Annotated in this window: 12 protein-coding genes; 9 read left to right on the top strand and 3 right to left on the bottom strand. The window is 44.7% G+C overall.

Annotation, left to right across the window (positions count from 1 at the left end; all coding sequences use genetic code 11):
• Positions 1 to 125: 125 nt before the first annotated feature.
• From OH461_RS11055 to lldD, 8 genes are all read left to right on the top strand, one after another.
• Positions 126 to 695 (top strand): sugar O-acetyltransferase, encoded by a 570-nt coding sequence (locus OH461_RS11055; RefSeq protein WP_270020676.1) that lies wholly within the window; start codon positions 126 to 128, stop codon positions 693 to 695.
• Between the two features lie 713 nt (positions 696 to 1,408).
• Positions 1,409 to 3,079: a peptide ABC transporter substrate-binding protein gene (locus OH461_RS11060; protein WP_270020677.1), complete on the top strand. Its 1,671-nt coding sequence runs from the start codon at positions 1,409 to 1,411 to the stop codon at positions 3,077 to 3,079.
• Between the two features lie 15 nt (positions 3,080 to 3,094).
• On the top strand, positions 3,095 to 4,024 hold the full coding sequence (locus tag OH461_RS11065) for an ABC transporter ATP-binding protein (protein WP_260260386.1): 930 nt from the start codon (positions 3,095 to 3,097) through the stop codon (positions 4,022 to 4,024).
• The gene (locus OH461_RS11070) at positions 4,024 to 4,851 is read left to right on the top strand and encodes an ATP-binding cassette domain-containing protein (protein WP_270020678.1); all 828 of its coding nucleotides are present in this window, start codon (positions 4,024 to 4,026) and stop codon (positions 4,849 to 4,851) included. Before OH461_RS11065 ends, OH461_RS11070 begins: the two co-directional genes overlap by 1 nt.
• 44 nt (positions 4,852 to 4,895) lie before the next feature.
• Complete coding sequence (locus OH461_RS11075; RefSeq protein WP_270020679.1) at positions 4,896 to 5,861, top strand: ABC transporter permease; 966 nt, start codon at positions 4,896 to 4,898, stop codon at positions 5,859 to 5,861.
• Complete coding sequence (locus OH461_RS11080) at positions 5,861 to 6,769, top strand: ABC transporter permease (protein WP_270020680.1); 909 nt, start codon at positions 5,861 to 5,863, stop codon at positions 6,767 to 6,769. Before OH461_RS11075 ends, OH461_RS11080 begins: the two co-directional genes overlap by 1 nt.
• Positions 6,770 to 6,989: 220 nt before the next feature.
• The gene (locus tag OH461_RS11085; RefSeq protein WP_270020681.1) at positions 6,990 to 7,691 is read left to right on the top strand and encodes a hypothetical protein; all 702 of its coding nucleotides are present in this window, start codon (positions 6,990 to 6,992) and stop codon (positions 7,689 to 7,691) included.
• Positions 7,692 to 8,150: 459 nt separating this feature from the next.
• Positions 8,151 to 9,290, top strand: coding sequence for an FMN-dependent L-lactate dehydrogenase LldD (lldD, locus tag OH461_RS11090; protein WP_270020682.1), 1,140 nt, complete (start codon positions 8,151 to 8,153; stop codon positions 9,288 to 9,290).
• A 70-nt stretch (positions 9,291 to 9,360) separates the two neighbouring features.
• Here lldD and OH461_RS11095 read toward each other — a convergent pair whose 3' ends face one another.
• The 3 genes from OH461_RS11095 to OH461_RS11105 form a co-directional block, all read right to left on the bottom strand.
• Entirely contained in the window at positions 9,361 to 10,617 is a 1,257-nt protein-coding gene (locus OH461_RS11095) for a peptidoglycan DD-metalloendopeptidase family protein (protein ID WP_270020683.1), read from the bottom strand.
• Between the two features lie 229 nt (positions 10,618 to 10,846).
• Positions 10,847 to 11,146, bottom strand: coding sequence for an isoamylase early set domain-containing protein (locus OH461_RS11100; RefSeq protein WP_270020684.1), 300 nt, complete (start codon positions 11,144 to 11,146; stop codon positions 10,847 to 10,849).
• 141 nt (positions 11,147 to 11,287) lie between these two features.
• Positions 11,288 to 11,905 (bottom strand): hypothetical protein, encoded by a 618-nt coding sequence (locus OH461_RS11105; protein ID WP_270020685.1) that lies wholly within the window; start codon positions 11,903 to 11,905, stop codon positions 11,288 to 11,290.
• A gap of 75 nt (positions 11,906 to 11,980) precedes the next feature.
• Here OH461_RS11105 and OH461_RS11110 point away from each other — a divergent pair, with 75 nt between their 5' ends.
• Complete coding sequence (locus OH461_RS11110) at positions 11,981 to 12,388, top strand: GFA family protein (protein ID WP_270020686.1); 408 nt, start codon at positions 11,981 to 11,983, stop codon at positions 12,386 to 12,388.
• Positions 12,389 to 12,452: the final 64 nt, after the last annotated feature.

Below are 12,452 nucleotides of genomic sequence, written 5' to 3' on the forward strand. Positions count from 1 at the left end.
TCCCAATAGTTCAATCACAAGTGAACAAAAGTCACTTCTTATCCTAGCGCTATCAGGTTACATTCCGTTTTATTAAACAGAATAAGTTAAGCCACTCAGGCACGAAAACCTAACTTGGAAAGACGATGACCGAATTTGAAAAAATGATGGCAGGCGAAAACTTTGATGGCGGTGACCAGTACATCAACGAGATTCGTAACGAAGCATCCGATCTTCTGCACACCCTTAACAAAGTGACGGATGACTTACAGCGAAGTGGACTGCTCAAGCAACTCATAGGGGCGATGCCATCTTCTAGCATTATTCGTTCGCCGTTTTACTGCGAGTTCGGTAAAACCATTTTTATTGGTGAAAGTACTTTTCTTAACATGAATGTGACCATGCTAGATGGCGCGAAAATTAGCATTGGCAATCATGTATTAGTTGGCCCTAATGTCCAGTTTTATACTGCCAGCCACTCCCTTAACTTTCGAGAGCGCCGTCAATGGGCGACGCTTTGCAAGCCTATCACTGTCGAAGATGATGTTTGGATTGGTGGCAATGTCATCATCAACCAAGGTGTCACTATTGGTGCTCGCTCTGTCATTGCCGCAAACTCTGTGGTTAATTCTGATGTTCCACCAGATAGCCTTTATGGCGGCACTCCCGCCAAGCTTATTCGCCACATTGACGAAAACTCGATAATTGAGAAATAGCCTATTCGTTAGCGGTTATTTCACTCTGAATACCTAAGGCACTGTCATCACAAAATCAGAGCCCTCACAGCAATTCCTCAGGATTATTTCATCACTCCTCAGTGCCATAAACTTTGTACCCTATCGCATGTTAAACCGCCAAATTCGTTAATTTCAGATAATTACTCTGATGAATAATGAAAAACAGCGTTCAGGTGACATTGTCTATCAGGCATAACATTAAGCGAAGTAAATCGCTCAAAAATAAAGCAAATTCAGTTACCTAATCTACAGTTCTGCACAAGATGAGTGGTTATTTTTGTGCTAAGCCTCGAGAAATAACGAAATCAAACCTATTTTTACAAATTCAATTTTGGTCGTAACTTCTCCTCGATGAAGCCTTTTCAGGCCTTGCTTTACGCCACTTATATAATAAATTTATCAATATAAACAATTACTTTAACTCTTGGTTATAAAAAAAACCTTTGTTAGCATGGGTTGAATGCACTAAGGACAGTGGATCACAAACCCGATAAACACGCGCCCTTTTATGGCGCTAGCTATTCGCACTGCTCAGCCAATGATTGGGAGCACGAATATCTAACTTCGATATTGAAATCTCTACTTGTCGACGGTTGCTTAAGTTTTTAAGCATGGCGTTGTCACATCTGTAGAAATCTCAATTCGGCGAGTCGGCTGTCCTCAAAATAAAAATGATATGGAGATCAAACACAATGAAAACCAAACTAGTCGCACTTGCAACAACAGCTGCGTTATTTAGTGGCGCTTCTTTAGCCGCTGATGACAAGCTCACTATTGGTATTTCTCAATACCCTTCTACACTGCACCCTGTTATCGATAGTATGGTTGCACAAGCCTATACTCACGGTTTCTCATTACGTGATACGTTAGGCTATGATCAAAAGTGGGAGCTGGTTTGTTTCCTATGTGAAGAAGTTCCGACGTTTGAAAATGGTCAAGCAGAAGTTGTTGACCGCCCTAATGCCAAAGAGGGTGAAAGCGCCAAAGGCGTGAAGATGACGGTTAAATTTAAGAAAGACCTATTCTGGGGGGACGGCACACCTATCACAACCAAAGACGTAGCGTTTTGGTATAAGATGGCAACCTCTGCGGACGTGCAAGGCAATGCAGGCCTATCGACGTTCCAACACATTGAAGATTTAAAAGTCATCGATGATCATACCGTTGAAGTTTACGTTGATCGCGTGTCATACAAATACAATGCGTACTACGTGCCAGATGTACTACCAAGCCATCTTGAAGAAGCCATCTTCGATGCCAATCCAAAAGAGTACCACCTAAAAACCAAATACGTGACAGAGCCAACTAACCCGGGTCTGTATAACGGTCCTTACAAGATTCAAAACCTAAAACAAGGCCAGTTTGTTAAGCTTGCACTAAACCCACACTGGAAAGGCAAGCAACCAGAGTTTAAAGACATTACTCTGAAGACGGTTTCAGATACTCAAGCACTACAAGCAAACTTGCTCTCTGGCGATGTGGATTACATCCCTGGTGAGATGGGCTTGTCACTAGACCAAGCGCTTCAGTTTAAAAAGAAATTTGCTGACAAATACATCGTTGATATTCGCCCAGCAGCGGTATACGAGCACTTAGACCTACAACTAGATAATGAGCACCTACAAGATGTGCGTGTGCGCCAAGCACTACTGTTCGGCCTAGACCGCGAACTACTAACTGAGAAACTGTTTGCTGGCCAACAGAAAGTGGCGAGCTCTAGCGTAAGTCCACTGGATGCCTCTTTTGATGCGTCTGCACCTAACTACCCGTTTGATCAAGAGAAAGCGAAAGCCCTTCTGAAAGAAGCAGGCTATGAGCTAGTGAACGGCGTACAGATGAAAAACGGCAAGCCACTTGAGCTTGAGTTCATGACAACCTCAGGTAATAAGACTCGTGAACTGGTACAGCAATTTGCTCAAGGCCAATGGAAGAAGATCGGTGTTAAAATCATCATCAACAACCAAACGGCACGTGTTTACTTTGGTACTACGCTGACAGAACGTAAGCACAAAGGCTTAGCTATGTTTGCATGGGGCAGCTCACCTGAACAACTACCACGTACAACCATGCACTCTGAATACATTCCGACGAAAGACAATGGTTGGTCTGGTCAAAACTACGCAGGTTACTCAAACCCAGAAATGGATAAAGTGATCGAGCAAATCGAAGCTGAGCTTAACGTAGAAAAACGTATGGAGCTTTGGAAAACGTTCCAAAACATCTATGCGACCGAGCTCCCTGCACTACCTCTATACTACCGTGCAGACAGCTTCATCCTGCCTAAATGGCTAAAAGGCGTTGAGCCAACAGGCCACCAGAACTACTCAAGCTTCTGGGCAGAAAACTGGACACGTACTAACTAAGCGATTGGAATGTCTATGAGTGAAATCATACTAGACGTTCGCAATATGAGTGTGGCCGTTGGGCCACACTTCGCAGTTAAGGATGTCAATTATCAAATCAAATCTGGTGAAATCTTAGGTATTGTTGGCGAGTCAGGTTGCGGTAAATCGCTCACCTCGCTTTCAGTCATGGGCTTACTGGATAAAAAACTCGACCTCTCTGGTGAAATTTTGTTCCAAGGTGAAAACCTTGTCGGCATGTCAGAAAGGCGTTATCAGAAAATTCGTGGTGAAGGTATTGGAATGATCTTCCAAGAACCGATGACGGCTCTAAACCCTGTGGTGACTGTCGGGGAACAAGTGGCTGAGATGTTTATCATCCACGAAAACGAATCAAAAGCGGAAGCAATGAACCGAGCTATTGAGATGCTTAGACAGGTTCATATTCCCTACCCAGAAAGACGAGCAAAAGCTTTCCCACACGAGCTTTCAGGCGGTATGCGCCAACGTGTGATGATTGCAATGGCACTCGCATGTAAACCTAAAGTGTTGATTGCCGATGAGCCCACCACTGCGTTGGATGTAACTGTGCAAGCACAAGTGCTCGATCTACTTGAAGAACTGCGTGAAACCACAGGGACAGCCATTCAGTTCATCAGTCACTCTCTCGGTGTGGTATCGCAAATCTCTGACCGTGTCATGGTGATGTATGCTGGCCAAGTGGTTGAGCTTGCAGATGTAAACGAAATCTTCGATAACCCGCAGCATCCATACACTCAGGCATTGCTCGATACGATCCCTCGTGTTGGCGTCAATGTCGATCGCCTACCTGCGATTCCGGGCAGTGTGCCTCCTTTGGATAAACGCGGTGAGAATTACACCTTCCGCGATCGTTGCCCAGAGCTTTACGATCACTATGTAGAAGTAGCGAAGCAGCGCAATGCGATTCACGGAGGGCTTTCATAATGGCACTACTCGAAGTTAAAAACCTGCAAAAACGCTATGTGCTTGACCCGGGATCTATGTTTGGTCGTGAGCCCCATTACTTGCATGTAACCAAAAATGTGTCACTCAAGTTAGAAGCAGGTAAAACATTAGCCGTGGTGGGTGAATCTGGTTCAGGTAAATCTACCCTTGGCCGTATGGTCAGTATGCTTGATGTCCCTGATTCAGGCGACATCCTCATTTCTGGTCAAGAGGTATCTCGTTTAAGCAGCAAAGCCCAACGTCCGTTGAGACAACGTATCGGCCTTGTTTTCCAAGACCCATATTCTGCGCTCAATCCAAGAATGCCTATTCTCGATTCTCTTATCGAGCCAATGAAGGTCAATGGCATTGGTGACAAGCAATCTCAACGCGCTCGCGCCTTAGAGGTGTTGGAGTGGGTAGGCATGCACGAAGATGTGCTGACACGTTACCCACATGAGTTTTCTGGCGGCCAAAGACAACGTATCGCCATCGCTCGCGCTTTGATGTTGAAACCCGACCTGATCATTGCTGATGAACCACTTTCAGCTTTAGACGTGTCGGTTCAGTCTCAGATCCTTAACTTGTTTAAAGACCTACAACAAGAACACGGCATCGCATTCTTCTTTATCAGCCACGATATGGCGGTGGTGTATCACCTTGCCCATGACATCTTAGTGATGAAAAGTGGTGAAATCGTCGAGCACGCAACCAAAGAAGCTTTCTTCGCTAATCCTAAACACCCATACAGCCAAGAGCTACTGAATGCGGTTCCGGATATTGGCAATGCTCGTCGACGTAACCAAGCAGAGCGGAAATCTGCTTAGTACAAAAGATAACAACAAAGAAGACTCAACCACTTGGATGTAATATGAAGAGCTTTTTTATTTCAAGAATTTTGCAGATGCTATTGGTGCTATTTTTAGCCTCATTTGCAGCATACAACCTCATGGGTTTAATGCCGGGTGACCCAATCGATTTGATGGCCCAGCATGATCCAAACATTTCATCAGAAGATATTGCGCGCCTAAAAGCCGAACTCGGTTTAGACAAACCTGTGTATGTGCGCTACTTCCATTGGCTAGGTAACGCCGTACAAGGTGACCTTGGCTATTCACGCATGTTCTCGCTCCCTGCCATTGATGTGCTTTGGGATGCCATAAAAAACACCTTATTGCTGGTCGGTAGCGGCACGCTGCTGTCGATTTTTATTGCCTTACCAATCGGTGTTATCTGTGCTGTGAAACAGAATAAAGCCACCGATTACATTATTAGTGGCGTAACCTATCTGTTTCTCTCCACGCCAGCCGCTTGGCTAGCACTGATGCTGATCATGATCTTCTCAGTGGTCTACCCTATTTTCCCAGCAGGCGGAACCGGTGAAGCCGAAGGTGCAGAGGGGTTTGATAAGCTCAAGTACATGGTGCTACCAATACTAAGTTTAACGCTGCTAAGTATTGCTTCTATTTCACGCTTTATGCGCTCAAGTATGCTTGAAGTATTCAGACAAGATTTTGTCCGTACCGCAAAAGCCAAAGGCGCTTCCTCTACTCGTGTTCTCTTCAAACACTGTATTAAAAACGGCATGCTACCGATGATCACTGTGTTGGCGATGGATGTAGCGGCACTGATGAGTGGTGCAGTTCTTACTGAGACCATTTTTAGTTGGCCGGGCATTGGTAAACTGACGGTCGATTCTATTAACGGCAACGACTACAACGTCGCTATGCTGTGCTTTATGGTGGCAACTTCTGCCATCTTAATCATGAACTTTGTTGCTGATATTCTGTATTCGAAAGTTGACCCTCGTATCAACCTTACAAGAGGGACAAACTAATGAGTTATATTGAAAACCGTAGTCAAAACCCTTGGGTACAGGTGTGGCAACGTTTGTATCGCCATAAGCTGGCGATGGTATCGCTGGTCTTTCTTGTTCTCCTAACTGCTATCTGTTTTAGCGCTGGGCCTATCTCTGACTGGCTAGGTGTTGACCCGTATGGCGACGATCTTTTCAGCCGCTACGAAGTGCCTGATGAAGATAATGTGCTAGGCACGGATGAATTAGGCCGTGATATCTTTACCCGCTTATTGCTAGGTGGCCAAGTGTCACTAACGTTTGCCTTTATGGCGGCGATTGTGACATCAGTCATTGGTACGACATTAGGCGTGATTGCTGGCTACCATGGTGGCCGAGTAGACGCATTCATTATGCGTGCCGCTGATTTCATCATCAGTTTGCCAAGTATCATGCTGCTCATTTTGATTCAGAGTATCGACATGACCAAGCTAGGCTTCTCTGAAGAATTAGTGCGCAGTGACACCTTTAGTATTTATCGCTTAGTAGTGGTGCTTTCTTTGTTAGGTTGGCCATTTGCCGCACGTCTTGTGCGTTCAAATACTCTATCGGTCAAACACCGAGAGTATGTTCAAGCGGCGATTGGCTATGGAGCAAGCCACTGGTTTGTCATGCTAAGACACATAGTGCCAAACGTCATTGCGCCTGTAATCACCGCAACCACACTGGGTATTGGTGGCGCAATCTTGACTGAGAGTGCACTGAGCTTCCTTGGCTTTGGTATCAACCCGCCTACCCCATCTTGGGGTAACATGCTGCAAAACGCTCGTGAAGCATTGTGGGTTTACCCAATGGCCGCAGTATATCCGGGGATCATGGTACTGTTTACTGTAGTGACCATTAACTTCCTTGGTGATGGTCTACAAGAAGCAATCGACCCTAAATCGTAAGCACGTTTGCTTCCATTGTTTGACTATGAGCGGGCTGGTTAATTTAACCAGCCCGCTTTTTTATAAAACGGGCTCGGCATCACTCTGCGTAGATCTCGTCCTTGAGAATGCGCAATAAGTTCCGCATAATCGCCATCCTTAAAATTCTAAATCGCTCTATTTCATAGATATTTACTAACATTCGCTATGGCCCAGAGCCACAATCTACAGCAGTAAAAAGATGGCTAAGAAAAACAAGTCTCGCGCCAATAAGACTAAAAAAACCGGCAACCCTAGCCGCGCACCTCAGAAAGCAGCAAACAAAAAAGAGAAAAAACCAATCAAGTGGAAACGTATTTTCACTGGAGCAGCGGTATTTGCCGCTTTCTTCTTCGCAATTAATTGGTACAACTCTCCAACTAACTACGTCTTTCGTATGGGGTTGTGGGATCTCGTCCACGACGAAGTAAGATACGACCGACCTGGAGATTACTTTCGCATGGTTGAAGAGGGTGAAATCGACGATCTCTACGAGCGCATTTCAAGTGTAATCAAAAACAACGGCATGTCGGATGAGATGACCTTAAACGAGCTGTTCAAGGACCATCCTAAAATTACCGACTTCGCAGTACGAGAGATAGAAACTTTCCGCGATATTGATGGCGAACTCAAGCCCGTGACCGTAGTGAGCATCACCTTTAATGAAAAAGATCGTTATATGTTCCGCTTACTCGAATTTTCAATGTACAACCCTTACTACATACCACTTCCTTTCCATTATGAAATGGTCTCAGCTGCGGGTGTTCGCTCATATAAAGATGAAGAAGGAGAGCTCCACGTAAGACGCAATATCAGTCCTTTTGAAATCATTTCAGACTTCTACAACGACGACTTTGCGACCGAAGGATATTTGGCACTTCCTGAACAAGATCCGCAGCAGTAAATCACAAAACTAAGCCCTATTATTAGGGCTTAGTTTTGTCTACTCCCTCCTCTATACCCCTACGAAGATCACAGTCTTATCATTTAAGCCACCGAGTAAACGCACACTTTTTTGTCTCCCGCTGACTCTTCTCCTAACGCCTTTCAATATCGCCAACCTATCCAATAAAATCATAAGTCATTGATTTTAATGCATTTGAATTCATTTTAACGCCTGTTATTAGATTGGTACATCGGCTATTTATCCAATTAAAGCAAAGACACGCCTTCTATTTGTTCGTTTTTGGAATCAATTATTTTCATTTAACCCATATATCCCAAAATAACAAATGCGTAACATCCCTCACCACATAAAACAGAGCTTTCAGCTATCTTGTTGTTAAGCCCATAAAGTAAACATTGTGAGTTACTAGGCTAGCTAGACTCATTTTATCGTCCAGCCCCTATTAGGATCCAAACTATGATTATCTCTGCTTCTACCGACTACCGCGCAGCAGCGAAAGCAAAACTGCCTCCATTCTTGTTCCACTACATTGATGGTGGGTCATATAACGAGCACACCTTACGCCGTAATACCGATGACCTCTCAGATATTGCTTTGCGTCAACGTGTCTTGAACAACATGGAAGACCTCAGTTTAGAAACAGAGTTGTTCGGTGAAAAACTCGCAATGCCTATCGCACTTGCCCCTGTTGGTCTAACCGGGATGTATGCACGTCGTGGTGAAGTACAAGCGGCAAAAGCGGCGGATAACAAAGGCATTCCTTTTACTATGTCGACGGTTTCAGTTTGCCCTATTGAAGAGGTAACTCCAGCCATCGAACGCCCAATGTGGTTTCAGCTTTATGTTCTAAAAGACCGCGGCTTTATGCGTAATGTATTAGAACGCGCTAAAGCGGCGGGTGTCACTACTCTTGTCTTTACAGTAGATATGCCTGTACCCGGCGCTCGTTACCGCGACATGCATTCGGGCATGAGTGGTCCTAATGCCGCAATGCGACGAATTTTCCAATCCATGCTCCATCCAAGCTGGGCAATGGACGTCGGCCTAATGGGCAAGCCGCACGATTTAGGCAACATCTCCACTTACCGAGGTGAGCCAACTAAGCTAGAAGATTACATTGGTTGGTTAGGCGCTAACTTTGACCCATCAATTTGTTGGAAAGATCTTGAGTGGATCCGTGATTTCTGGGATGGCCCTATGGTGATTAAAGGCATCTTAGACACAGAAGATGCGAAAGACGCAGTGCGTTTCGGGGCTGATGGCATCGTTGTATCAAACCACGGCGGACGCCAGTTAGACGGCGTGATGTCGACTGCTCGCGCACTCCCTGATATTGCTGACGCAGTAAAAGGTGACCTGAAAATTCTTGTCGATTCAGGGATTCGAACCGGTCTTGATGTGGTGCGCATGTTGGCTCTCGGTGCAGACTGTACTTTGCTAGGCCGTTCATTTGTCTACGCACTTGCTGCGCAAGGGCAAGCTGGTGTTGAAAACTTATTAGACCTCTATGACAAAGAGATGCGCGTAGCAATGACGTTGACTGGTGCGAACACCATTTCAGACATCACTCGTGAGTCACTGGTTAAAATCAGCTAAAGCATGACACAACCATGCATAACTCAATACGCTAGAAAGCAAAAAGGCACTTTACAGTGCCTTTTTCGTATTAGCGTGTATTGGTATCAGCGCTAGAGGTTTGTTTAGCAAGTTGTAACTCTTGCTGCTCTAGCATATTGTCCAACTCATCTCGGCGCTGTTTAAAGGCTGCCATCTCTTTCTTAGATACCGAATTTGCCATTGGGATATTCGCCTTCATCGCGTTCACCGCACGGCCGCGAATGATCAACTCATAGTGAATATGTGGCCCAGTCACACGACCAGTTTTGCCCGATAAACCAATACGTTGACCACGGGATACCTTCTGGCCTTTACGCACTAAAATCTTACTCAAGTGAAGGTAACGAGTTTTGTAGGTCGTACCATGTTGAATTACTACATATTTACCCGCATAAGGGTGGTTACGAGTCAGTAAAACAACGCCATCACCGGTCGATACAATTGGCGTACCTGTTGGCGTCGCCCAGTCAGTACCATTGTGCGGCGCAACACGTCCCGTTACTGGGTGTTTACGCTTAGGGTTGAAATGAGAGCTTAAACGGTAGTTGCCCGCAACCGGTTTGCGCTGAAATGCGCGTTGCAGGCTGTCACCGTTTTGATCGTAGTATTGACCATCGGTATGCAGATAAGCAGTCAATACTCGGCCACGGTTGAAAATCTTAATCGCTTGAATTTCGCGGTTGCCCGTGAGTTCATCACCCACAAACTGTCGTGACTGCACGACCTCAAACTTATCACCCGCACGCAAATCGCGCGCAAAATTAATCTTATCTTTTAGCAGTGTGACAATCTGGTCGATTTCAGCACTACCCAAGCCTGCACGATTAACCGACTGAGAAAAACTGCCCGAGATCTCGCCAATCAATGGAAACTCTTTCCATTCACCCGGAATTTTAACATCTTCGAACTCGTAGCTACCATCATCCAAACGTGAATACACAGCACGTTCAACCATGCTGAATTCCAATTCCATTTTAGCGAGTTGATTGGTTTCTTCATCACGCCAAAATCGTAATGTATTACCTGGCTTTAACGTATCTAATGCAAGGTAGTTAAGGTCGGTCTCCATGATCCTCATCAGATCTGAGTAACCAAATCCAAGTTGATCGAAGATACTACTCAGGTTATCTCCAGACTGAATCTCGTATTCAAAATCTGGCATGTTTGGTGATTCAAATGTATCGGTCAATAACGTATCAACCAATTCAGTATCAGGAAGGGAAAGATCAATAATGCGCTTAGTATTTGCACCTCCTCCAAGTGAAGCCAACATCACAGCAGTGATGACTGGTAAGCTTAAAAGCATCCACTTTTTTCGCTTGGGAAGTTCTGCAACGCGAGCTTTCAACGTTCTAGCTAGCACAATTAGACCTATTATTCTGAATTACAAAAGCCTAAGAGTACGGATTTCTGTGTAAGTTGTCACCTAATTGGTGTAAGGATGCGATCGAAAAAAGGCGCATTAATACGCCTCTTATTTATACCATGAAGATAAATGGCATTATCCGTTGAGATAACTTATTGATTAGACGAATCTACTGATAAGTTGATACTAATCCGTTGTCTTCGCCATAGCCATTTGGTGTGAATTGGTCCGCTGAAGGGTCGTTAACCCATTTCTGGTTATCGACTAGATAACGAAACTCAAATTGCTGATCTTTCGGCAAACGAGTTTTGAATTTGTATGATTTGGTTTTCGCGACTTTTTTCATTTGAGTCGGTTGCCAATCTAAAAAGTCAGCAACCAACTCGACTGATTGCTCGGCCTGCTCTTGTGGCAGTTCAAAAGTTACTTCTACTTCGTTTTTGGTTTTAAAAAAACGTTTGATGATCATGTTTCTCTCCGTCAACAACAAAAAATCCGTCTTTACCCTTTATGCTGTCTCGTTTCGTTAAGAGGCAAGATAGATAAAGGGGTTAGCCAAAACCAATATAAGCAATCTAACTCATATAAACAATACCGTAATAAATTCGGATTAGTTTGCCTCGCTCAGCTCAAGCGATTTGTTGAGCGTAAAACTGCGCTCTACCTTGTGCGTTGGTGAATCTGCATAAGATTGGGAATCACTATGCTCAAGATAGATAAGCTCCAACTTATCAAATTGATATTGCAGAGATTTGACAGTAATCCGATCACCGAGAAATACGCTGTTTTTCATCACCATTCGCGCTCTTTGCTGATCGTATTCAAAGGTCACTAAATAATAAAACAGACCTGATCCTTGATTAGATACGGTTACGATTGTCGCAAACTGATATAAATCTATCGCGTTCAGCCAGCGGGTACTGACTTGCACCTGACCACGTTCAGCGCCATCATCGTACAAACCACTCGCCCACATAGCTTGAATGTCATAGCTCTCCAAGAACGCATTGGCATTTGTCTCTGGTACTGTGATCACCCATGGGTTTGGTGTTTTTATCGAAAACAGCTGCAACATGATTGGGTCAACCGTTTGTGATTGGCTTGGGAACTTAGAAAGGATATCTTCATCACTCATCGAGAATCGATACACGCCAGCCAATATCACAGCGACCAACAGCAACAAAGGCACCAATAAAATGAGAGGTATAGGCAATCTGCGCTTAGGCATACAAACACCATTTGTATAGTGAGAATTTTAATGATAAACCTTAACAATAGAAGGTCGTAAGCTCAAGGAACTAGCATGTCTCAAGATTCAATGATTCGAAATGCCGAATGCAGTTGTGGGCAAGTCAATATCGTGTGTCGAGGCGAACCCATTCGCACTGCGGTATGCCATTGCTTCGAATGTCAAAAGCGCACCGGCAGCGTGTTTGGTGTGCAAGCACGCTTTCACAAAGACCAGATCTCTCACTTCGGTGAAATGATTGAATACAGCCGCATCGCTGACTCTGGTAACGAAGTGCGCTATTCGTTTTGCCCAAAATGCGGCACTACCATGTTACTCAACCTTGCGGCTTTGCCTGACTATCTTGTTGTGCCTATTGGGGTGTTTAATCAACAAGATTTACCCGAGCCAAGCTTCTCAGTTTACGAGCAACGCCAGCATGGTTGGGTCAAATTTGATTGCCAAATTGAGCACTACTCTTGAGCCAAACTTAAATTACTGAAATTCCCCTACCTTACTCCTCTTACCAGCGTTATAATTCGCGCCT

Origin of the sequence: Vibrio sp. LaRot3, from assembly GCF_027587025.1 — a bacterium.
In the GTDB taxonomy this organism is placed as follows: Bacteria; Pseudomonadota; Gammaproteobacteria; order Enterobacterales; family Vibrionaceae; genus Vibrio.